This is a genomic window from Brevundimonas sp. D3-1P, from assembly GCF_055809335.1.
The window spans coordinates 1250172-1273301 of the sequence record NZ_CM147908.1 but is presented as its reverse complement, the minus strand read 5'-3'; the positions used below and the strand labels follow the sequence as shown (position 1 = coordinate 1273301).

Genomic DNA, 23130 nt, shown 5'->3' with positions numbered 1-23130 from the left:
CATCTTCAACAGGATCAGCGTCGTGGGGGCGGGTCGTCCGCCTCCACGGTGAAATCGGCATGCCGCGCATCAAGGGATGGATAGAGGACAGACGCATAGACCCGTGCGGGGGTGGATTCACCGCCCTGGGGGACAAGGCCCTGGCAGATGGCCAGACACGCCTTATGGCATGAGATCCTGACGGTCTTCGGCTCGCACGGGACGCCGTCGCCGCTCATCGACATGGACGCCATATCCGGATCGACCGGAGCTTCGCAGGCGATCGAAGCGGTGGACACGAACAGCATGGCAAACGCCGCGAGCAGCGCGGTCGTCAGTCGGACGAGGTCATGACGCAGGAACGGCATTGTCTGATCATACTTCAACGGTCGGCGGAGCGACGATCTCATTTTGATCATTGCAATCGAGCCTACAGAGACGCCGGGGGCGGCAGGGTTCCCATGACCGCCACGACGCCGATCAGGGCGAGTCCCAGACCCGTTTCGATCAACAGGCTGCGCCGGAGCGCGCTCATGGCGGCGACGGAGGGTTGGCCCGTCTCCAGCGCAGAGCCCAGTGTCGGCGTCAGCCGGAACCGGTTGCTCGCCGCCAGCGCAAGCATCAAACCGAAGAGGACGAGCTTGGCGACCAGAAGCTGGCCGTAGAGGTTGCCCGCGATCGACGCCACGCGCTCGGGACCGATCAGGAACCAGCTGTTCACGAGACCGGTCAGCACCAGCAACAGGACCGCGAGCGTTCCAAGGCCGGCGAAGCCATGCAGGGCGCGATGGATTGCAAGGTCGTCCGGACCGGCTCGGCGCAGAAGCAGGGCCGTCAACGCCGCCAGGGCGCCCAGCCACAAGGCCGCTGCCACCGCGTGAATGATGTTGGCGACAAGATGGAGGGGCCCGCCAGGGCCCTCGGTGGCCGCGCCGTGACCCGTCCACGCGAAGCTGGCGGCCACCATCAGACCCAAGGCGGCCGTCACGCTCCAGAGCGCGCGACCGGGTTTCAGGGCGACCAAGGCGACGAGCCCAAGCAAGGCGGCGGCGGCCCGCACGACCATCGCCATGCCCAGGGCCGTGCCGGTGACCATGAAGGACAGGGACGCGGGTTTGACGGCTTCGCCCAGCGACCCCGCCATGACGGCCGTCTGTGCCACCAGGGCGGCGAGCGAGCCGAGCGCGACGATGATCGCGGCGAGGCGCAATGTCGGTCGCGACCATTCCAGGTTCGGCGCGTCGGCGTCTTTGAAGCTGTAGAGAAGGAACAGCGGCGCGCCGAGAAGGACGACGCCGCCGCCGTATTGAAGCCAGCGAAGCGCGATGACCGCGACTTCCAGCACGGCGTCAGCGCACCGTGAAGGCGTAGGATCCCGTCATGCGGTGGCCGTCGCTCGACGCGATACGCCAGTCGACACGGTAGGCGCCGGCGGCCAGCGGGCGAGCCAGCGCGCCCGTGAGGGTCCTGCCGTCCTCGGCCACCGAGGTGCGGATCGCGATCTTCTCCCCCGCCGCATTGACGACGTCGAAGCCGGAAAAGGCGGGAACGCTGCGTTCGCTGAAGGTCAGGATCAGCGTCCGGGTCGCGGCCACGGTGGAGTCGGGCGCCGGGGTGGCGCTGACCAGGCGAGCGTGGGCCGCCGCCGGTCCGGCGGCGAAGGCCACGACCGCCGCGACGGCGATGAAGGGCGCGGGGTGGAAGTAACGCATACTCAGTCTCCAGACGTTTGGCCGGTCCCGGCCTTCTGCTTCTCTACGCGCCACACGACCGCGTCCCTCATGAAGAGGAAGCGGGCGGCGGCTGAGGCCTTCCCCCGCACGCCGGGGTCAGCGGCGACGCTTCTCGAGGAGCGCCTGCATCTGGGCGATCTCCGCCTGTTGACCACGCACGATGCCGTCGCACAAAGCGATGATCTCCGGATCTGTCAGGGAGGCTTGCTCGCACATCAACACGGCCCCGGAATGGTGCGGGATCATCGATCGCAGGAATTCGTCGTCGCCAACGAACGCCTGGGTGCGCATGCCGATGAAGCTGCCGACGAAGATCACGGCCGCGACCGCGCCAATGGCCAGGTTTGTTTTGCGCGACGGGTACATGGACCGCATGAAGACGAGCATGAGGACCGCCATCGGCGCGACCATCATCAGGGTCATGTAGACGTTGTTCAGGTTGAGATAGAAGTGACCGAGCGTGGCGATCATCGTGTACATGACCAGGTACATGATGACGAAGTCGAGCGCCAACTCCAGGTACAGGCTTCGGTAAGGGCCAAGTCCACGAGCGTTGCCTTGACCGCCGTGGTCCATCTGTTGATGAGACATCGTCCGTATCCTCTTCAGAAATTTCAGTTCGTCATCGCCTGCCGCTGCGAATGCTTGGAGACTGCGGTCAGCGTCTAAATCAATCCGGCCCGTCACAGCCGGTTCCTCCCTTAGGTGGGTGGGCGGACTGTTGATTGCCTATCTTGGCTAAAGCCTCACCGCGCGCAGTCTCAGCGCATTGCCGATGACGCTGACCGAGGAGAGCGCCATTGCGAGCGCCGCAAGGGCAGGCGAGAGAAGCCAGCCGAAGACGGGATAAAGCAGGCCAGCCGCCACGGGGATGCCAAGGGCGTTGTAGCCGAAGGCGAAAACGAGGTTCTGGCGGATGTTGCCCATCACCGCACGGGACAGATGCCGTGCGCGCACGATGCCTTGCAGATCACCGCCCAGCAGCGTGACGCCGGCGCTCTCGATGGCGACGTCCGAACCCGCCCCCATGGCGACGCCGACATCGGCTGCGGCGAGGGCAGGGGCATCGTTGACGCCATCCCCCGCCATGGCGACGATCCGACCCTGCGAACGAAGCTGTTGAACGACAGACGCCTTGTCCTGCGGCAGAACCTCCGCCTGGACTTCGTCGATGCCGAGGCGACGCGCGACCGCTTCGGCCGTCGTCCGGTTGTCCCCGGTCATCATCACCAGCCGCAGACCGGCCGCTTTCAGCGCGAGGATCGCAGCCGGCGTGGTGGCCTTGATGGGATCGGCGATGCCGATGACCCCGGCCGCCTTTCCGTCGATCGCCACGAATATGGCGGTGGCGCCGTCGTGGCGAAGGGCCTCCGCCTTCGGCTCCAGCGCGGAGACGTCGATCGAAAGCTCGCCGAGAAAACGGGTGTTGTCCAGGGCGACCTGGCGGCCCTCAATCGTCCCGCGAACGCCGCGACCGACCGGGCTGTCGAAGTCCACGGCCTCGGTAAGGGGGATGTCCCGGTCCTTGGCTGCCCGGACAATCGCGTCGGCCAACGGATGTTCGCTGCCCCGCTCGAGGCTGGCCGAAAGACGCAAGATGTCGGCTTCAACGAAGCCGAGGGCGGGCAGGATCGCCGTTACCGACGGACGGCCCTCCGTCAGGGTGCCGGTCTTGTCCAGAACGAGAGTGTCGACCTTCTCGAAGCGTTCGAGCGCCTCGGCGTTTTTGATCAGGACGCCGGCGTGGGCGCCACGTCCCACCCCGACCATGATCGAGATCGGCGTCGCCAGACCCAACGCACAGGGACAGGCGATGATGAGCACCGAAACGGCGGCGACCAGGGCGTAGGACAAACGGGGCTCGGGACCGACCAGGCCCCAGACGACGGCGGCGAGCAGGGCGATCGCGATCACCGTGGGAACGAACCATCCGGAGACCGTATCGGCCAGCCGCTGGATCGGGGCGCGACTGCGCTGGGCCTGGGCCACCATCTGGACGATCTGCGACAGCAGGGTGTCGGCGCCCACCTTGTCGGCGCGCATGATGAAGGATCCGGTCTTGTTGAGCGCGCCGGCCACGACGCGGTCGCCGACATCCTTGGTCACCGGCATGGACTCGCCGGTCACCATGGATTCGTCGACAGCGACCCGACCCTCCAGGAGTTCGCCATCGACCGGGATCTTCTCTCCGGGCCTTACCCGCAGGCGGTCGCCGACGGCGATCTGGTCAAGCGAGACATCTTCATCGACGCCGTCCGCCCGGATTCGGCGCGCGGTCTTGGGCGTGAGGTCCAGCAGGGCTCGGATCGCGCCCGACGTCTGTTCGCGGGCGCGCAGTTCCAGAATCTGCCCGACGAGGACCAGCACGGTGATGACCGCCGCCGCCTCGAAATACACCGGCGCGCTTCCGTCGGCCTTCAGGAAGGCGGGCGGGAACAGGGTTGGCGCGACGACGGCCACGACGCTGTAAAGCCATGCCACGCCGACCCCCATGGCGATCAGGGTGAACATATTCAGCCGCCGGGTGCGCAGCGATGTCCAGCCGCGCTCGAAGAAGGGCCAGCCGCACCAGAGAACCACGGGGGTCGCCAAAGCGAACTGGATCCAGTTCGACATCTGGCCCGGGATGAACATGTGGAGATTGGCCAGGTGTCCGCCCATTTCCAGGGCGAAGACCGGCAGGGTCAGGACCAGACCAACCCAAAAGCGTCTGGTGAAGTCGATCAGCTCGTGGTTGGGCGGGGCTTCCGCCGTGACCGTCTCCGGCTCAAGCGCCATGCCGCAGATCGGGCAGGAGCCTGGGCCTTCCTGCCGGATCTCGGGGTGCATCGGGCAGGTGTAGATGGCGCCGGGAACGGCCGGCTCGGCCTCCACGCGAGGGTTCAGGTAACGCATCGGATCGCCGATGAATTTGGTCCGGCACCCCGCCGAGCAGAAGAAATAGTCCTGACCGCCATGACTGGCTCGGTGAGCGGTAGTCGTGAGATCGACCGACTTGCCGCAGACGGGATCCTTGACCGTAGCCGCGCCATCCAAGGCCTTCGCCCCGCAGCAGGCGTGACCCGAGGCATGATTGTGAGGATGCGTGGACATGTCGCTCTCTCCGGCTGACCGAAGGGCTCACATATACCCATGGGGGGTATATCGCAAGATACCCGTCTGGGGTATATGGGGGCGCTCAGGAGGACAGGCCGCATGCAAACCGACACGAAACCCAAAGTCCTCAACAGGCTCAGCCGGATCGAAGGCCAGGTGCGGGGAATCTCCCGCATGGTTGAAGATGACCGGTATTGCGTCGACTTGCTGACCCAACTTCAGGCCGTTCGAGCCGCGCTCCATCGCGTGGAGACCGAAGTGCTACGGGATCACCTCGACCACTGCGTCATGGGCGCCATGACCGGCGACGATCCCGAGGATCGCAAGGCCAAGGCCGGCGAGCTGATCGAGCTCTTGGCGCGGGCCGGACGGTAGAGTTGGCGGAACGAATGGGCCCTCCTGGTCGCTAACGTCGGATCCCAAGGAGCCGTCATGAAACGCATCAGCCTCGTCCTCGCCGCCTGCGCCTTGGCTACGGCCTGTTCCCCGCAAGCCGAAGAGCCCGCCGTAGCCGCGCCTGAGGCCGCCGCAGCGGCGGACGCCCATGGCGGAATGGAGGGCGGCATGGCTGCGCCTGCGCCCGGCGACTCCGTCGCCACCCAAGGCTACAAGGCATCGATGAACACGATGATGGAGGCGATGCCTCCCTTCACCGGGGACGCGGACATCGACTTCATGACGCAGATGCGAGGTCACCACGTCGCAGCCGTCTCGATGGCCCGTGTGGAGCTCGCGCAAGGCAAGGACGCCCAAGCGCGGAACCTGGCCCAGGCGGTGATCTCGGCTCAGGAGCGCGAAATCACCCTGATCGACGCCTGGCTCGCCCAGAAGGGAGCGTCAGCGACTCCCGCCGCCTGATCGCGAGATCAGGGCACCGCGTCCGAGGACCAACGGATGTGCGTAATCCGCCATCTGTCGTCCTCGTGGCGAAAGACCGATCGGCCAGTCCCGCCGTCGTCGAAAATCAGGACGCCGTCGGCCGCAAAGCCAGTGCGGCGTTTGCATTCCGGTCGTCGAGCGCGGCATGACAGGCATCGACGACGCTTGTCGCTATCGCCATACGATCGAGCCGGTAAGCTCGACGACGAACATGCGCATGAGATACAGTGTACGTCCGAGTGATGGTGCAAAGTGGCAAGGCGAATCGAACTCGTTGCATTGCATCTCGGTGCTCAGAAAGTCCGATAGACCGCAAAAGATGACGAATTCACGCAAATGTTATTGCTTAGAATTTTCTGAATGTTTTCAGAATACTTCCCGTTTGTCGGTTATTCAATCGGTCCGGCGACCGATATGCGAGAAAAAACCCCAAGCCGATCAGCGGCTTGGGGTAATTTGTGTAATCGAGTGGGAATAATTCAGGGCTCTCGATACCTTTCGAAATCGCTTCCGAATGTCCTTCTAAGTCGCTGACAAAAAAGTGAATTCTCTCAGGCCGAACATCATCACGGGAAAGAAGCCGCTCATGAAGACGCCGGCGGTCGGGTCGCCGGAAAAGAAGCGGTTCAGGTCGCCGGTCGCGCCATGATAGTCCCCGACCACGAACCAGGCGACATTGTTCAGGATGTGATGCAGGCCGGTGATGACCAGCAGTCGGTTCAGCGCGCCATAGACGAACAGGCCGATCTCGCCCGATCCCACTACCGTCCGGCTGAACGTCTCGATGGCCTGGTCGATCAGGCCGAAGGACAGGCCGACCACGGCGGCGAGGGCCACGGCGGCGCAACCGGCGACGATGGGCACGAACCGCCGCCCGCCGAAGAAGGCCAGATAGTCTGGCAGTTTCAGATCGGAAAAGCGGTTGTAGGCTGCGCCGGCGATCAGTCCAGACACGATCCCGATCGGCACGCCCAGCCGGGTCATGGCGCTGTCGCGAAATGTCTTGACCGCCGTCGCGGCGGCATCGGCGCCCAGCCCGACCGTGAGGTCATGAGGGGTGGAGATCAGGGGCTTGGCCGCCTCGACCGTGATCAGATAGGCGACCAGACCGGCCAGACCCGCGGCGCCGTGATTGTCGCGCGCCAGGCCGACCGCCACACCGACCGCGAAGAGCAGGCCGAGATTGGCGAACACCGCCTGGCCTGCCGCCGAGATGAAGGCGATGTTCAAAAGGTCCGGCTGGCCCAGACGAAGCAACAGGCCGGCGACGGGCAGGACGGCGATGGGCAGCATCAGGGCGCGGCCGAGCGGCTGGAGGCCTCCCAGCAGGTTGAGGCGGACGCGCCGATTGGCGGCGGGCTTCGCTTGATGAGAGGGGGCGGATGTCATGGGGCGCTCTCTCGTCGGTCAGTGTTGTCGATGCGCGGCGACGAGGGCGCGCACGGCTTCGGGTCCGTCCTGGGTCAGGGCCTTGCGCGCCAGGTCAATGCAGTCCGGCAATGTCAGTCCACGCACCACGGCCTTGATTTCGGCGATGCGGGCGGGCGCGACGGACAGTTCGCGAACGCCCAGGCCGATCAGGATGGCGGCGGCCGCGGGGTCCGACGCCATGCCGCCGCAGACGCCGATCCATTTCAACCCGGCCCCCTTATCGGCCGCCTGACCGATCAGGCGCAGCACCGCAGGGTGCAGGGCGTCGAGCTGGGCCGCCAACGCCGGATTTTGGCGATCCATGGCCAGGGCGTACTGGGTCAGGTCGTTGCTGCCGATGGAGATGAAGTCGATCTCGGGGAGCAGCAGGTCGACGGTGATGGCCGCCGCCGGGGTTTCGATCATGACGCCCAGAAGCGGGCGATGCGCGCCGGTTTCCTTCAGCGCTCGGTCGAGCAGGGCGCGCACCTGAAGGATTTCGGCGCGAGAGGCGATCATGGGCAGCATGATGCCGATGGGCCCCTCGGCGCGCACCCGGCAGGCCGCCCTCAGCTGAGTCAGCAAGAGGTCGGGCCGGGCCAGGCCGGAGCGAACGCCGCGCAGGCCCAGGGCGGGGTTGTCTTCCGGCGGGGTCGGCATATAGGCCAACGGCTTGTCGCCGCCGGCGTCCAGCGTCCTCAGAATGAACGGGCGGCCCCGCAGGGCGTCGGCGATGGCCTGGTAACAGGCCAGCTGCTCGTCCTCGCCGGGCGGCGTCGCCCGGTCCAGGAACAGAAATTCGGTGCGTAGCAGGCCGCAGCCTTCGGCGCCGCCCGTCACGGCCGGCGCGGCCTCGGCGACGTGGCCCAGATTGGCGAAGACCTCGACCCGAACGCCGTCGGCGGTGTGGCAAGGCGTGTCGGCGAGGGCCTGCGCCTCCTTGCGGCTGCGGGCGGCGGCGTCGCATCGGCTTTGCGCCTGGGCCTGACGCGCGGCGGTCGGATGCAGGATCAGTTGCCGGTTGTCGGCGTCAAGTATGGCCAGGGCGCCGGCCTCGGCCTGCTCCAGGTCCGGCCCCAAGGCGACCAGGGCAGGCAGACCTAGAGCCGCCGCAAGTATCGCCACATGGGAGGTCGGGCCGCCCTTGGCGATGCACAGGCCGCCGATCTGCCCCGGTTGCAGGCCGATCAGCTGCGAGGGCAAAAGGTCGTCTGCGATCAGGATGACGCCCGGCCCCAGGTTGGCGGCCGTCTGCGGCGCCGCCCCGGTCAGGACCGCGACGACTTGATGGCCCAGGTCCGTCAGATCGTCCGCACGCTCTGCCATCCGCGGGTCGCTGAGACCGCGGAACAGGGCGGCGGCGGCCTGCAGCGTCTCGCGCCAGGCGTAGGCGGCGCTGCGGCCCGCGCGGATATGAGTGATCGCTTCCTGCAGCAGAATGGGGTCGTCAAGAAGACCGAGGTGCGCCTGAGCGATGGCGCGCTGTTGCAGGGCGCCTTGGGTCGTCGCCCGCTCCAGCCGGTCGCGAATGACGCAAAGCGCATCGCCCAAGGCGGCGTGTTCGATCTCGACGCCCTGGCCGTCCATCGGGACTGAAACTTCGGCGGTCTGCAACCGAACTGTGCGGCCGAGGGCCAGGCCGGGCGAGGCGGTGACGCCGGTCAGAGTCCATTCGCCGTCCTCCGTCCTCGTCAGGAGCGAAATGGCGGCGGCGGCTGAAGGACTGCTGGGGCTTTCGTCTTTCGGCGCCTCCTCCTCCAGGCCGCCTTCGATCAGGCGCATGAGGGCGTCCAACGCCTGATCGGCCTCGACGCCCGAGGCGGACAGTTGCAGCAGGTCGCCGTCCGTCGCGTTCAGCCGCATCAAGGCGGTGGCGCTGGCGGCCGAGGCTGTGCGACCGTCGATCGCGATGCTCACATCGGCGTCGAACGGTCTGAGAATGGCGACGATCCGGGCCGACGGTCGGGCGTGAAGGCCGTGGGGCAGTGTGGCGCGCACGGTCCGCATTACGGTCGGCGTCACAGCAAGGTCGCTCGTCGCGACCATGGGACGGACGGCCAGCACGGGGTCTCCACACGAAACGCGGCGACGCGGGCCGAGCAAGCGGACTTGTTCCGCACCGCCCGTCACGATCATGGGGGAGATCAGATCGCGCGCCGTCTCGGCCGCCCGGTCCAGATCGACGGTCAGCAGCAGGTCGCCGGTTCGCACGCGGTCTCCGGCCGCGACATGCGTGGTGAAGCCTTCGCCCTTCAGCGCCACGGTGTCGATCCCGACATGGATCAGCAATTCCACCCCTTCATCCGATTTCAGGGTGACGGCGTGTCGGGTGACGGCGACGTCCACGACGACGCCATTGAACGGCGCCCGCACTGCCTCTTCGATCGGGTCGATCGCACCGCCTGGCCCGACCATGCCCTGGGCGAAGGCGGCGTCGGGCGTGTCTTCGAGCGGCGTCAACCAGCCGGCGAAGGGCGCATGGATCAGGATTTCGGTCATCGCAGCCGCCTCAGATCACCCGCAGTCCGCCCCGCCACACCCCGCGGGGGCGAAGCGCGGCGTCCAGCCACAGCAGATCGGCTCGGGCGCCGGGCGCCAGCACGCCTCGGTCATCCAAGCCCAGAAAGGCGGCGGGCGAGGCCGAGGCCATTTGAACGGCCTGTCCGACGGAGGCGCCCATCATGTCGACGGTGCCCCTCACGGCCTGATCCAGCGTCAGATCGGCCCCCGCAAGAGCGCCGTCTTCGCCCACATAGCGGCCGTCGCGCACCAGGATGCGACGGCCGTCGATGACGAAGGCGTCCATCTGGACGCCGATCGGCGGCATGGAATCGCTGACCAGGTTCAGCCGCTCCGCGCCCTTGACCCGGAACGCCAGCCTCAGGGCGACGGGATCGACGTGAACGCCATCGGCGATCAGACCACACCACGCCTGGGGATCGTCCAGGGCCGCGCCGACCAGGCCGGGCGCGCGATGATGCAGGGGCGACATGGCGTTGAACAGATGGGTGACGCCGCGTGCGCCGGCCTGAAAAGCCTGGCGGGCCTGGGCGACGTCGGCGTCGCTGTGGCCCAGGCTGACGATCACCCCGGCCCGGACCATGGCTTCGATCTGGCCGGGTTCGCACAGTTCGGGCGCCAGGGTGATCATCACCCGACCCCGACGCGGACGGGTCAGCAGCGCCATTGCGGTCTCGTCCAGCCGCCTCATCCGTTCCGGCGTGTGGATGCCGCGCCGTTCGGGGCTGATGAACGGACCTTCGACGTGGACGCCCAGCACCTGCTGTTCGCCCGCCGCGATCGCCGCATCGACGGCGTCCAGGGCCTGGGCGATGATGTCGGGCGTGGCGCTGACCAGGGTGGGCATGAAGCCTGTGACGCCGTGCGCCAGATGCGCCCGACCGATGGCGGCCAGACCCTCTGGCGTGGGGTCGTCATTGAACAGGACGCCGCCGCCGCCGTTCACCTGAAGGTCGATCAGGCCGGGGGACAGCCAGCCGCCCTCCAGATCGACCAATTCGTCGCCGTCCTCGGGGCCGGCGACGGTTTGCATGGTGGCGATACGGCCGTCGATGATCGTCAGACGGAACGGCGTCTCGACGGCGCCTTGCGGCGTCAGCACCTGACCGTTGGTGAAGTTAAGGTGCGACGAGGCTGAACCGGTCATCGGGTTTCCGTCACCTTCTTGAGGAAGGCCGGTCGGTCCGGGTCCAGACCGCGTCGCCGCGCCAGGGTTTCGGCGAAACGGTAGAAGCTCTGAATCTGTAAAATCGGCTGGATCGCCGGATGGGCGGTCAAGGCCGGTAGTCGCATGACCAGCGGCAGGGTTTCGGCGGTCTCGGCGACGGCCATAGCGACGGCGGCCCCGCGCGCGGCGAACTCGGCGCAGGCGGCCGCGACATCTTCGCCCCCGGCGTCCGACCCGGCGAAGGCCAGGACGGGAAATCCGTCGCGCACGATGGCCATGGGGCCGTGGCGCACCTCGGCGGAACTGAAGGCTTCGGCGTGGAGGGCGCAGGTCTCCTTGAGCTTCAGCGCCGCCTCGCGCGCGACGCCCAGGCCGTAGCCGCGTCCCAGAACGAACAGGCTGCGGTCGCTATCCAGCACCGGCAAGGCGTCGGACCAGTCGAGTTCGAAGGCGGCCTCAAGCTGCTCCGGCAGCGTCGTCAAGGCGTTTGTCAGAGCCGCGTCTTCGCTCCAGGCCGAGACCAGCGCCGCTTGGGCGGACATGGCGGCGATGAAGGATTTGGTGGCGGCGACCGACCTTTCCGGCCCGGCGGACAGGGGGAGTAGCACGTCCGCCGCCAGCGCCAGAGGCGAGGTTTCGTCGTTCACCAGGGCGACCAGACGCGCCCCGCGGTCCCGCCACGCCAGGGCGCTGGCCAGCAGATCGGGGCTGCGGCCCGATTGAGATACGGCCAGGCACAGCACATTGGCGCCGATCCCGGCGGCGGGAACGGCGCCATAGACCGAGGCGACCGAGGGCGCGGCGGCCGCGACAGGAACGCCGCACAGGGTCTCGATCAGATATTTTCCATAAACCCCCGCATGATCTGAAGACCCCCGCGCGCACACCACCACGCAGGACGGCGGGCGTGCCCGAAGGTCTTCGGCCAACCGCATCAGCGCATCGGCAGTGGCGGTCGTCTGCCGCCTGACGGCCTGAGCCGCCTCGGCGGCTTCCGAGAACATCAACGAGGTCAAACGCCCAACTCCGCCACCATGTCGTAAGCGTCGCCGCGATAGAAGGAGCGGGTCAGCTCCACCGCGCGACCGTCCTCGAGAAAGGCGCGCCGTTCGATCATCAGGCCGGCGTCGCCGGCGTCGATTTCCAGCAGCCGCCCGCGTTCGTCGCCCGCCGTCAGGGCGCGCAGCCTTTGAAGCGCGCGCACAGGGCGGAAACCGGCCGTGTCCAGCGCTTCATAGAGCGAGGCGCCCACGACCTCGATCGACGGCAGGGCGAAACCCGCGACGGTCGAAATCTCAAGCGCCATCGGCTGACCATCCGCAAGCCGCACCCTGCGGAAGCGATAGACGGGCGAACCGGGCGACAGGCCGAGGGCCATGGCCTCCTCGGGCGTGACTACGCCGGCGCTTCGGCCCAGCCAGCGGCTGCCTGGCGTGCGGCCCCGTGAAATCATGTCTTCGGAAAAAGAGGACAGGACGGCGAAGTTCTTTTCGACCCGCTCCGGGCGCGGCGCGGCGTCGGCGACATAGGTGCCCGATCCGCGACGACGAATCAGAACCCCGTCACGCACCAGCCCGTCCAGCGCCTTGCGCACCGTGACGCGGGATAGATCGTAGGTGTCGCAAAGCGTGCGTTCGCTGGGCAAGGCCGCGCCAGGCGCCAGCCGATCCTCGTTCACGGCGGCGCGCAGGGCGCGTTCCAGCCGCAGATACAACGGGCCCGACCGGCCCAGGCTGCCGATCTGCCGGATATCCGATGTCGGCAAAGGGGCTGTGATCGGCTTTTGCAATGATATGGACAATTCTGATTGTAAATGCAGAGTGCCACTTCTGAACCAGTTTGCGATCCAGTCAAGACGGATTGGGCATTGGTCTGAAATTGGTTGGAGCGGAGGCGGCGATGTTGAATTGCAACTTTGGGCAGCGGTGGGCTGGAGCGGCGCTGGGGGTGATACTGCTCGGCGGGACGGCAGGCGGGGCCTGGGCCGACCCTGTCGGGCTGATGCCCCTGCCGCGCGACGTTCGGGTGACGGGCGCGTCGAGAGAGGACGAGGGACTTCGCATCCAGGCCCCGTTCGCGGTTCGGTTCGACGGCTATCAGGACGCCCGTCTTCAGGCGGCGACGATCCGGTTTCAGGGCGACGTCAGCAGATTGGCGGGTCTGAGCGAGACTTCGGCCGGGGCCGTGGGGCCGGCCCTGATCATCGTGACCCGGCCCGATTCCAAGGCGAACCAGCTTGGGGCCGTCGAAGCCTATAGGCTGAACGTCGGCGCGGACGGCGTGCGCCTGACGGCCGATGGCCCTGACGGGGTGCTGAGGGGGCTGGCCACCCTGCGCCAGTTGCTGGAACGTCGCGGCGAGAACGCTGTCCTGCCCTATGTGGAGATCGACGATGCGCCGCGCTTCGCCTGGCGCGGGCTGATGATCGATACGGCGCGCCACTTCATGACCCTGGAGACGCTGAAACGGCAGGTCGACGCCATGGAACGGGTCAAGCTGAACGTGCTCCACCTGCACTTCAGCGACAACGAAGGCTTCCGTATCGAGAGCCTCCGCTATCCGCGCCTGACCACCGTCGCCAGCCACGGCCAATATTACACTCAGGACCAGGTCCGCGACTTGGTGGCCTATGCGGCGGCGCGCGGCGTTCGCGTCGTGCCCGAGATCGACCTGCCGGCCCACACCGGGGCGATCATGACCGCCTATCCCGAACTGGCGGCCGGCGCCTTCGACCCGAACAACCGAATCTCGATGTTCGGAGCGGCGATGGATCCGACCAAACCCGAGACCTACGCCTTCATCCGGGGTCTGCTTGAGGAAATGTCGGGTCTGTTTCCCGACGCCTACTTCCACGTCGGCGGAGACGAGGTCGCGGCGGCGGCCTGGACGAACAATCCCGCAATCCGCGCCTATATGGCCGAGCGCGGCTATGCCGACGCCGTCGCCTTGCAGGACCACTTCTTCGGCGAGGTGAACAAGATCGTCAAAGGCCTTGGACGAACATCCATGGGCTGGGAGGAGGTCGCGCATCAGCCGATCGACGACGATGTCGTCGTTCAGGCCTGGCGCAGTTCCCAAGCGACGGCCCACGCCACGGCCCAGGGCAATCGCGTCGTCGTCTCGGCGGGCTATTATCTGGATTTGCTGTGGTCGGGTGCGGATCACTACGGTCGCGATCCCCTTGATGTCGAGGCGACGCCGCCGGACAGCCCCGAGAAGGTCCTGGGTCCGAAGCCCGAGGGGCCGCTTGACGCGGCCCAGGCCGCCCTGGTCATCGGCGGCGAGGCTCCGCTATGGGCTGAAACCGTCACGGACGAAATGCTGGATGGGCGGTTGTGGCCACGCGCGGCCTTGATGGCGGAACGCTTCTGGTCCGGGGCCGAGGTTCGCGATCCGGTCGACGCCGCGCGACGGGGCGTCGTGGTGCAGGAGGCGCTGCGAACGCAGGGGCTGATGGACGACCAGCATAGACGGGCCATGGCCGCTCGCCTGGCGGCGCACGATGCAGACGCGGTCGAGACGCTGGCGTCGGTGGTCACGCCTGTTCGCAACATGGGGCGGCTCACGGACGTCTTCGCCGCCTTCCGCAGCGGTCGGCCGCCTCAGATCCCCAGCCTGACAGCCCTGGTGGATGTGTCAGCGCCCGACAGCGTGGAACTCTATCGTCTGAGAGGGTGGGCCTCGGCGCTGGTTTCGGGCGACCGATCCGCCGCTGCGCCTTTGGCGGCGGCGCTTGCGGGCTATCGCGACAACCATCCGCGCTTCGTCGCGGCGGCCCAGGGCGTTCCCGCGCTGGAGGCCGCCGTGCCGGCTTCGGAGGAAACGGCGCGGTTGGCGACTGCGGGCATCGCGGCCATCGACGCCATCGTCTCGGGCAAAGCCGCTCCGGCCGAATGGCGAACCGAAACGGCGGCTCTGCTGGCGAAGCAGGCCGAGGCGGAGGCGGCGTCGTCCAACGTCTATAAGATCATGGGCGGCGCGCCCCAGCCGCCGGCCTTGGTCCTGATGGGGCTCGCGCCGGTCGTGAAGACCCTGTTCGAGGCGGCGCCCCAATGACCGGACGGCGCAGGCATACGGCGAGCGACGCCGTGAAGCTCGCTTTGCTGATGGTGATCGGGGCGAGCCAGTTCCCACCGGTCCCGGCTACGGCGCAGTCCGCGTCGACTGCGACGACGGCCGCTGTCGGCATGGTCGACGATCCCTGTCCCGTCATGCCGGAGGAACCGCCGTCGGTCCGGGCCTTGGCCGAAGCCATGCTGGGTCCGGCGCCGGCCGACGTTCCCGCCCTGCTGGCCCTGACCCAGCAGCCGGACTTCCAGACCTATGACGCCGCCAAGAAGGCGCGCGAAGCCAGGGACTGGGCCGGGCTGTGCGTTTATCGCGCCGACAATGCGCGGATCATCGCCTCGGGCGTTCGGCCCGACGTGGTGATGATGGGCGATTCGATCACCGAGAACTGGGCGCGGGCGGTCCCGGATCTGATCGATGGCGTCCGCATAGTGGGGCGAGGAATCGGCGGTCAGACCAGCGGTCAGATGCTGGTGCGTTTCCAGGCGGATGTCCTGTCCTTGCGCCCGCGCCGCGTCCACCTCATGGCCGGCACCAACGACGTCGCCGGCAACGGCGGCCCCACCAGCCCGGACGCCTATCGCAACAACATCGTATCGATGACCGAACTGGCCCGGGCGAACGGGGTGGAGGTGGTCCTGGCCGCCATTCCGCCCGCGAACCGCTTCTTCTGGAACCCCGCGATCCAGCCGGCGCCGCGCATCGCCGAACTCAACGCCTGGCTCAAGGCTTATGCGGAGGAGAAGGGCTATTGCTTCATCGACTATGTCCCGGCTCTGGCCGACGACCGTCGCGGAATGCGGTCGGACTACAGCATCGACGGCGTTCACCCGAATCGCGCTGGCTATGCGGCCATGCGCGATCTGCTGATCAAGGCGATGGAAAAGACCAATTAGCGACAATTACGGTCATTCCAGACCAATTTGTTGTTCTGACGATCACAGCCGCGTTGCCCCACGTCGGTTCGACCATATGAAGCTTGCGCTATTTTACGGTCAGTGCTGACTATAAAGTTGGAACCGGGCGATCCCAACGCACCGGCGGATCAAGAAGGAGGGTTGAGGGTGGGCAGGTTTACGATTTCCCGACGGCTGACGCTTTTGGCGGCGACAGCCTTGAGCGCAACGAGCCTGACAGGCGGAGCGGCCTTGGCGCAATCGGCGTCGTCGGCGGGTGCGGATCAATTGGACGAGGTGGTCGTCACCGCCACCCGTCGCGAGCAGCGCCTTCAGGATGTGCCGCTTTCGGTCACGGCCGTATCCGGTGAGGCGCTGGAGAAGAGCAACTTCCGGGAGGTCAGCGACCTTCAGTATGTCGCGCCCAACGTGACCTTCTCCTCGACGAACCCTGTCTCCAACGGCGGCGGCTATCAGGTGCGCGGCGTCGGTACCCAGACCTATGATGGCGGCGTCGAACAGACGGTAGGCCTGGTGGTCGACGGCGTCGTCATCGGCCTGCCGCGCGATCCGGGCGCAACGGGCTTCGCCGACATCGAGCGAGTCGAGGTCCTGCGCGGTCCACAGGGCACGCTGTTCGGCAAGAACGCCTCGGCCGGCGTGATCCAGATCGTCTCCAAGAACCCCCGCATCGGCGAGTTTTCCGGCAACCTGGACGCCGCCTATGGCGAGCGCGACGAACAGATCGCGCGCGGCGCCCTGAACATTCCATTGGGATCGACGGCGGCCCTGCGCCTTGCGGGCTTCCACAACTCTCAAGACGGCGCCATCCCCTATGTGCTGCACGGGGGCCATGTCGGCGACCGGGACAATCAGGGCGTTCGCGGCAAGCTGTTGTGGCAGCCCAGCGACGCCCTCAGTCTGATGCTGACTGGCGAATACCAGACGGGCTTCGCCCGCGACTCAGTGATCATCCACCAGCTCGGGACCAACACCCGCTACAACGCCCTTTTCAACCAGTTCGCGGTCAAACCGGGCCCCGATTCCTACCGAGCCTATGACGACGGCGACTGGACGGCCGATACGACGGTGAAGGGCGTGGCGCTCCAGGCCGATTATCGCCTGGGCGATTTCACCCTGACCTCCATCACCGCCTATCGCGCGTCGGAGATGACCCAGCTTTCGGACATCGACCACGCCCCGATCAACATCTTCAACAACAGCGATGGAGGGCTGGATAGCCACCAGTTCACGCAGGAACTGCGCCTGACGTCGCCGGCGGGGGAGCGGCTCGAATATGTCGCGGGCCTTTTCTACTACAACACCGACGTCAAGGGTTGGACCACCCAGGGCGGGGACATCCTGAAATTCGTCTATAACAATCCGGCCTATCCCTCGGCGGTGCTCTACGGCGAGCGCATCCAGAGCAGTGAGACGGAAAGCTATGCCGCCTATGGTCAGGCGACCTATGCCCTGACCGAAAAGCTGAAGCTGATCGGCGGCCTGCGCTACACCAACGATAAGGTCGATGGCTCTCTGGTGATCAATCCCGTGCCGGGCCGCATGGTGCTCGGGGCTGGCGGCATGGTTCCTTACTCAGGTCAGGTTTCGGCCGATAACGTGTCGGGCCGCGTCGGGATTCAATATCAGCCCAGCCGCAATCTGATGCTCTATTCGACCTATTCGACCGGCTACAAGGGGCCGGCGATCGACAATCTGAACGGCGTGATCAGGAAGTGCGCCCAGAAACCGTTGAGAGCTACGAGGCGGGGGTCAAGTCGACGCTATGGAATGGTCGGTGGATGCTGAACGCCGCCGTCTATTCCTCCGACTTCAAGGACTTTCAGGCCCAAGCCCTGGACATGACATCGGCGACGCCGCGTCTGGGCCTGACGAACGCCGGCTTGATGCGTGCGCGCGGTGTGGAGCTGGAGACGAATCTTCGCCTGACCTCGCATCTGACAATCGGCGGCAGCGCCAGCTACAACGACGCGGAATACAAGGACTACATCGGCTCGTGCTATACTGGCCAGCCGGTCTCGCCGGTCGTCGGGCAGGGCTGCTATCTTCAGCCGGGAACCACAGGCGTCTATGTCGCCAACCTGGCGGGCGAGCGTTTAACCAATGCGCCAAAGTGGAGCTACAATGTACGCGCAGCGTATGAACGGCCGGTAGGCGGCGGGCTTCGTTTGGATGCATCGACGAACTGGGCGTGGCGCGATGACGCCTATGCGCTGACGGCGGACAAGGCCTCCGTTGTCGACGCCTACGGCATGTTGAACGCCAACCTTGGCATCGGGGCTGAAGACGGCTCCTGGCGTTTGGGGCTGTATGGCCGCAACATCCTGGATCAGATGTTCTTTGCATCGTTGCCGTCGTTGAGCCTGCTGAACGCCTTCAATACGGGCGGTCGCGAGCGCGCCATCAGTCCCGACGCTTTCCGCACCATCGGCATGAAGCTGAGCGTGGCGTTCTGACACTCTCCTGAGCCTGCCATTTGGCAAGGGCCGGACCTGTCTGCAGGTCCGGCCCTCTTTTTTCGGCCGAAGCGTGCTGCCCTATCTGAGCGTGGCCAGTTCGGCCTGCAGGGCCTCCAGTTTCTCGTCGGTGATCGCGCCCTGGCTGTAGGGCTGGATGGCCTTCAGCGACATGGTCTTGATCATCGGATAGGCCGAATGGTCGAAGATCGCGCCCACATGTTTGATCACCAGGGCCTTGGCGGCCGGATCGGCTTCCAGGGTTTCCAGCGGCGTGGCGTCCACCGAGAAGCGTGGCTGGGCATTGGCCGGAGCGGACTGCGTCTGGGGCGGGGCGGCTGGGGTCTGGGTCTGGGCGTGGGCGGCGCCGGCGGCGGCGGCGATGAACAGCATCGATGCAGCGGACGTCAGGGCGAGCTTTGTCATTCCGATACGGGTCCTTTTGTCGCGGCCTCCGAAATGAAGGCTCAGTTACAATCATTATTGACCGTTTTTGATTTCGTCCATACCGTCGCGATGAACGGGAAGACGCCGACCCGGGCCGAACGCGGCGAAACAAGGAGCGCGCCTTATGAATCGTCGTCATCTCCTTCTTGTCGGACTGGGGGCGAGTGCAGCGGCGACCGTGGTGGAACAGGCGGACGCTTCGACGGCGCGCCGAACCCCGCCGCGCCGCAACGAGGGCTTTCTCTGGGGGTCCGCCGGGGCGGCCTATCAGATCGAAGGCGGAAATGTCGCCAGCGACCTGTGGGTCATGGAGCATGTTCAGCCGACCATCTTCCGCGAACGGTCGGGCGATGCGGCGGACACCTACAATCGTGTCGAAGAGGACATCGCCCTGGCGGCGTTCCTGGGCTTCAACGCCCACCGGTTCTCGATCGAATGGTCCCGTATCGAGCCCGAACCCGGTCAGGTTTCATTAGCCGCCATCGCCTACTATCGAAAAGTCTTCGAGTGTGTTCGTCGTCACGGCATGACGCCCGTCGTCACCTTGCACCATTTCACCTCGCCCCGCTGGTTCGCGGCGGCCGGCGGGTTCGAGGTCCGCGAAGGCGTCGATCCCTTCGTCCGTTACGTCGAGATCGTCAGCAAGCATCTGGGCGATCTGTTCGGGCCGGTGGTGACGTTCAATGAACCGAACTTGGGCGGCCTGTTGTCGTGGGGCGCGCTGACGACGCAGTTGCGGCCGATCATCCAGGCCTCTCGCCAGGCCGCGGCCCGAGCGGTCAACGCCGAACATTTCGCGCCCCTCGTGCTGGGCGATTTCCGTCTTCAGACCCCGATCATCATCGAAGCGCACGAGCGCGCGCGCGAGGTCATCCGGCGTGAGACAGGCGGGCGCGTCCCGGTCGGCCTGAGCCTGGCGGTCAACGACGAACGCCCTGGCGGTCCCGACGCCCGCGTCGAGGCCAAGCTGGAGGATGCCCTGCTGCCCTGGTTGAGGGCCGAGGGCGATTTCGTCGGGGTCCAGAACTACACCTACAGCCTGGTCGGTGCGGACAAGGACCTGCCCAATCCCGACGGGGTCGAGCTGACGCAGATGAACTATCCCTTCGCGCCCGAGGCGCTGGAGGGCGCGATCCGTCTGGTGGCGAAATACTGGAACAAGCCAATCTACGTCACCGAGAACGGCATCGCGACCGAGGATGACGCCCGTCGCGTGGCCTTCATCGACAAGGCGGTTCCGGGCGTCTTCGCCTGTATGCGCGACGGCATCGATGTTCGCGGCTATATCCATTGGTCCCTGCTGGACAATTGGGAGTGGTTCGCGGGTTTCGGACCTAAATTCGGTCTGGTCTCGGTGGATCGCACCACCTTCCAGCGTACGCCCAAGCCGAGCGCCGCCCACCTGGGCCGGATCGCACGTGCGGGCTTGCCGAGAGACCTGCGATCGTGACTTTCAAAACCCCGGCCGTCGCCAAACCGCCCCGTCGCACACAGGAAAGCCGCAGCGCCGAGACCCGCGCCAAGCTTCTGGCGGCCGCCATTCAGTCGCTGCACGCGCGCGGCTATGCGGCCACCACCACCATGGTCGTCGCCGAGGACGCAGGCGTCAGCCGGGGCGCCATGCTGCATCAGTTCCCGACCAAGGTGGACTTGATGCTATTCTTGGTCGAGACCGTCTATCAACAGGAGATGGTGCTCTACCGCGAGAGGTTGGGGGCCATCGAAGACCCGCGCGAACGGCTGCTGTCGCTGCCCGAAGTGGCGTGGGAGGTGCTGTCGCGCCCCGAAGGCGTCGCGGTGCTGGAGATTCTGCAGGGCGCGCGCAGCGACGCGGAACTGGCCCGTCGGCTCAAGCCGCTTCAGATCGCCATCGAAAAGGATTCGTTCCAGGCGGTGGACCGCGTCGCCGAGGCGGCCGGGATTCCGGTGCCGCCCGTCGTTAAACGACTGATGGTGTGGTCCGTGCGCGGCCTGTCGATCGCCGAGCTTCTGGCAGAGGAACCAGGCGAAATGATCAAGTCCGTCAGGCTGCTACGGCGCCTGATGGCGCTTGGACTCGAAATGGGCGGCGACGCCCCCGTTACGGCGAGCGCGGGTTTTCGCGTGCGAGGCCGCGTCAAGACAAAGGAGACGACATCGTGAAACTGCTCGGACTGCTCATGGCCTCCACCCTGCTGACAGCGCCGGCCGGGCTGGCCGCAGCCGATGGCGCGGACAGCGGCGTCGCCGCCTCTGCGGCGTCGCAGGCCGATCGCCCGTGGATGAACACCGCCCTGTCGCCGGACGAACGCGCCCGGCTGGCGGTCGAGGCGATGACGCTGGACGAACAGATTTCGCTGATGCGGACCCAAATCGGCTTCGGCTTGCTTTCGCTGGGCATTCCGCTGCCGGACAGCGTGCCGGAGACGATGCGCAAACATACGCCCGAGGGCGCTCTCGGCTCGGCCGGCTTCATCGCTGCGATGCCGCGCCTTGGCCTGCCCGCGATCCAGATGACGGACGCCAGCCTGGGGGTCGGCAATCTGGGCGGCTTCCTGAGGCGGGGAGACGAGGCGACAGCCCTGCCGTCCAGCCTGGCGCTGGCGGGCAGCTTCAACACCGATCTGGCGCGCCAGGCCGGTCGCGTCGTCGGCGCCGAGGCCCACGCCAAGGGGTTCAACGTCCAACTGGCCGGCGGGGTCAATCTGACGCGCGAACCGCGCAACGGCCGGAATTTTGAATATGCGGGCGAAGACCCGCTTCTGGCGGGGCTGATCATCGGCGAGACCATCGCCGGCATTCAGGACGAGCATGTAGTCTCGACCTCCAAACACTATGCGTTGAACAGCCAGGAGACGGGCCGTTTCGTCTATGACGCCCGCATCGACGAGGGGGCGCTGCGCGAATCCGACCTGCTGGCGTTCGAGATCGCCCATGATCGCGGTCAGCCCGGAGCGGTGATGTGCGCCTATAACCGAATCAACGGGGTCTACGGCTGCGAAAGCCCATTCCTGCTGAACCAGGTCTTGAAGGCCGAATGGAAATATCCCGGTTGGGTCATGTCCGACTGGGGAGCGGTTCACAGTCTTAAGTCTTCGCTGGATGGGGGGCTTGATCAGGAATCGCCCCAGGACGATCCCTATTTCGACACCCTGAAGACCGAGGTGGAGGCGGGGCGCATCCCGGCGTCTCGCGTGGCGGAATCGGCCCGACGCATCCTGCGCAGTCTGTTCGCCGTCGGGGCGGTGGACGATCCGGCGGCGCCCGGCGGAACCATCGACAAGGACGCCCACGCCGCCGTCGCCGAGCAGATCGCGCTTCAAGGCATGGTGCTGTTGAAGAATGAAGGCGGCATGCTGCCGCTGGCCGCGACGGCGCGGAAGATCGTCGTCATCGGCGGCTTCGCGGACCGCGGCGTGATCGCCGGCGGGGGCGGGTCCTCCCAGGTCATGCCGTATGGCGGCAGTTTCCGCGACACGCGCGGTCGGGAAGGCGTGGCGGCCCTGCTGACGCCGGTTTACGGGCTGGATTCGCCGCTTAAGGCGTTGCAGGCGCGCCGACCCGACGCCGACATCCAGTTCGACGACGGTTCCGATCCGGCGCGTGCGGCCGCGCTGGCGCGCATGGCGGATGTCGCCATCGTCTTCGCCACCCGCCCCGAGGAGGAGGGGCTGGACGCGGAAAACCTGCTGTTCCCGCACGGTCAGGACGATCTGATCGCCGCCGTCGCCGCCGCCAATCCGCGCACCATCGCGGTGCTGGAGACCGGCAATCCAACCGCCATGCCCTGGCTGAGCCGCGTCGGCGCCGTGTTGCAGGCCTGGTATCCGGGCCAGCGCGGCGGGCAGGCCATCGCGCGCCTGTTGACGGGCGATGCAGCGCCTTCGGGCCGTCTGCCGATGACCTTCCCCGCGTCCGTCCAGCAACTGCCCCGTCCTGAAATCCCCGGCTTCGATCCGGCGATGCGGACGCCCCTGGGCTTGGGCAAGCCGGTCGAGCCCTTCAATCTGGACATGAACGAAGGTTCCGATGTGGGCTATCGCTGGTTCGAGCGGACCGACGCCAAGCCGATGTTCGCCTTCGGCTATGGCCTGACATACACCACCTTCGATTATCGCCGCCCCAGCTTCCACGGCGGCGACGGCCTGACCGCAGAAGTGACGCTGATCAACACCGGGTCGCGGGCGGGCATCGAGGTCGCCCAGCTTTATGCGGCGCCGCCGGGACGCACGCACCGTCTGGTGGGTTGGGCGCGGGTCGAGCTTCAGCCTGGCGAAAGCCGCCGCGTGACCATCAGCGCCGATCCGCGTCTGCTGGCGTCTTGGGACACAGAGGCGAAGGGCTGGCGACGGGCCGGCGGGCGGTTCGACGCCTATATCGGTCGGTCGGCCGAGCAGGTCGAGGGGCGCGCCCAGGTGCGGATCGGCGCCACGGCGGACGTGCCGCGCACGCTGGGCGGGGTTCGCTAGAATGCGGGC

Annotated in this window: 18 protein-coding genes and 1 pseudogene; 8 read left to right on the top strand and 11 right to left on the bottom strand. The window is 66.6% G+C overall.

What is annotated here, in order from left to right:
* Positions 1-14 precede the first annotated feature (14 nt).
* From AC0L6G_RS06475 to AC0L6G_RS06455, 5 genes are all read right to left on the bottom strand, one after another.
* Positions 15-347 carry a hypothetical protein gene (locus AC0L6G_RS06475; RefSeq protein WP_040349358.1) on the bottom strand — a complete coding sequence of 111 codons (333 nt, stop codon included), beginning with the start codon at positions 345-347 and terminating at the stop codon, positions 15-17.
* A 62-nt stretch (positions 348-409) separates the two neighbouring features.
* The gene (copD, locus tag AC0L6G_RS06470) at positions 410-1324 is read right to left on the bottom strand and encodes a copper homeostasis membrane protein CopD (protein WP_008260446.1); all 915 of its coding nucleotides are present in this window, start codon (positions 1322-1324) and stop codon (positions 410-412) included.
* A gap of 4 nt (positions 1325-1328) precedes the next feature.
* Positions 1329-1691, bottom strand: coding sequence for a copper homeostasis periplasmic binding protein CopC (copC, locus tag AC0L6G_RS06465; protein WP_473253011.1), 363 nt, complete (start codon positions 1689-1691; stop codon positions 1329-1331).
* Between the two features lie 117 nt (positions 1692-1808).
* The gene (locus tag AC0L6G_RS06460) at positions 1809-2303 is read right to left on the bottom strand and encodes a DUF305 domain-containing protein (protein ID WP_228763639.1); all 495 of its coding nucleotides are present in this window, start codon (positions 2301-2303) and stop codon (positions 1809-1811) included.
* A 147-nt stretch (positions 2304-2450) separates the two neighbouring features.
* Positions 2451-4805: a heavy metal translocating P-type ATPase gene (locus tag AC0L6G_RS06455; protein WP_473253010.1), complete on the bottom strand. Its 2355-nt coding sequence runs from the start codon at positions 4803-4805 to the stop codon at positions 2451-2453.
* A gap of 102 nt (positions 4806-4907) precedes the next feature.
* On the opposite strand from AC0L6G_RS06455, the gene AC0L6G_RS06450 reads away from it, so the two are divergent.
* Together AC0L6G_RS06450 and AC0L6G_RS06445 are read left to right on the top strand one after the other, a co-directional pair.
* Positions 4908-5183 carry a metal-sensitive transcriptional regulator gene (locus AC0L6G_RS06450; protein WP_040349360.1) on the top strand — a complete coding sequence of 92 codons (276 nt, stop codon included), beginning with the start codon at positions 4908-4910 and terminating at the stop codon, positions 5181-5183.
* Positions 5184-5240: 57 nt separating this feature from the next.
* Entirely contained in the window at positions 5241-5666 is a 426-nt protein-coding gene (locus AC0L6G_RS06445) for a DUF305 domain-containing protein (protein WP_008259726.1), read from the top strand.
* A 543-nt stretch (positions 5667-6209) separates the two neighbouring features.
* Here AC0L6G_RS06445 and AC0L6G_RS06440 read toward each other — a convergent pair.
* From AC0L6G_RS06440 to AC0L6G_RS06420, 5 genes are read right to left on the bottom strand one after another with little or no spacing between them, the layout of a single operon-like run.
* Positions 6210-7076 (bottom strand): PTS transporter subunit EIIC, encoded by an 867-nt coding sequence (locus AC0L6G_RS06440; RefSeq protein WP_473253009.1) that lies wholly within the window; start codon positions 7074-7076, stop codon positions 6210-6212.
* 18 nt (positions 7077-7094) lie between these two features.
* On the bottom strand, positions 7095-9596 hold the full coding sequence (gene ptsP, locus AC0L6G_RS06435) for a phosphoenolpyruvate--protein phosphotransferase (protein ID WP_473253008.1): 2502 nt from the start codon (positions 9594-9596) through the stop codon (positions 7095-7097).
* 10 nt (positions 9597-9606) lie between these two features.
* Positions 9607-10764 carry an N-acetylglucosamine-6-phosphate deacetylase gene (gene nagA / locus AC0L6G_RS06430; protein WP_293824861.1) on the bottom strand — a complete coding sequence of 386 codons (1158 nt, stop codon included), beginning with the start codon at positions 10762-10764 and terminating at the stop codon, positions 9607-9609.
* Positions 10761-11789, bottom strand: a complete 1029-nt coding sequence (locus AC0L6G_RS06425) for an SIS domain-containing protein (RefSeq protein WP_293824864.1) — start codon at positions 11787-11789, stop codon at positions 10761-10763. Before AC0L6G_RS06425 ends, nagA begins: the two co-directional genes overlap by 4 nt.
* A gap of 8 nt (positions 11790-11797) precedes the next feature.
* Positions 11798-12550, bottom strand: coding sequence for a GntR family transcriptional regulator (locus AC0L6G_RS06420; RefSeq protein ID WP_293824866.1), 753 nt, complete (start codon positions 12548-12550; stop codon positions 11798-11800).
* A gap of 182 nt (positions 12551-12732) precedes the next feature.
* Here AC0L6G_RS06420 and AC0L6G_RS06415 point away from each other — a divergent pair, with 182 nt between their 5' ends.
* The 3 genes and pseudogenes from AC0L6G_RS06415 (at position 12733) to AC0L6G_RS06405 (ending at position 18226) form a co-directional block, all read left to right on the top strand.
* Complete coding sequence (locus AC0L6G_RS06415; protein ID WP_473253007.1) at positions 12733-14841, top strand: beta-N-acetylhexosaminidase; 2109 nt, start codon at positions 12733-12735, stop codon at positions 14839-14841.
* 32 nt (positions 14842-14873) lie between these two features.
* The gene (locus tag AC0L6G_RS06410) at positions 14874-15749 is read left to right on the top strand and encodes a GDSL-type esterase/lipase family protein (protein WP_293824871.1); all 876 of its coding nucleotides are present in this window, start codon (positions 14874-14876) and stop codon (positions 15747-15749) included.
* A 102-nt stretch (positions 15750-15851) separates the two neighbouring features.
* Positions 15852-18226: pseudogene (locus AC0L6G_RS06405) on the top strand (TonB-dependent receptor).
* Positions 18227-18307: 81 nt separating this feature from the next.
* Here the strand turns inward: AC0L6G_RS06405 and AC0L6G_RS06400 are convergent.
* Positions 18308-18652, bottom strand: coding sequence for a hypothetical protein (locus tag AC0L6G_RS06400; RefSeq protein ID WP_293824874.1), 345 nt, complete (start codon positions 18650-18652; stop codon positions 18308-18310).
* A 145-nt stretch (positions 18653-18797) separates the two neighbouring features.
* On the opposite strand from AC0L6G_RS06400, the gene AC0L6G_RS06395 reads away from it, so the two are divergent.
* Genes AC0L6G_RS06395 through AC0L6G_RS06385 form a run of 3 tightly spaced genes read left to right on the top strand, consistent with a single transcriptional unit; the run spans position 18798 to position 23121 of the window.
* Entirely contained in the window at positions 18798-20123 is a 1326-nt protein-coding gene (locus AC0L6G_RS06395; protein ID WP_293824877.1) for a glycoside hydrolase family 1 protein, read from the top strand.
* Positions 20120-20815 carry a TetR/AcrR family transcriptional regulator gene (locus AC0L6G_RS06390; protein ID WP_293824879.1) on the top strand — a complete coding sequence of 232 codons (696 nt, stop codon included), beginning with the start codon at positions 20120-20122 and terminating at the stop codon, positions 20813-20815. The genes AC0L6G_RS06395 and AC0L6G_RS06390 overlap by 4 nt, the downstream gene beginning before the upstream one ends.
* The gene (locus AC0L6G_RS06385) at positions 20812-23121 is read left to right on the top strand and encodes a beta-glucosidase family protein (RefSeq protein WP_293824882.1); all 2310 of its coding nucleotides are present in this window, start codon (positions 20812-20814) and stop codon (positions 23119-23121) included. Before AC0L6G_RS06390 ends, AC0L6G_RS06385 begins: the two co-directional genes overlap by 4 nt.
* The last annotated feature ends 9 nt before the right edge of the window (positions 23122-23130 follow it).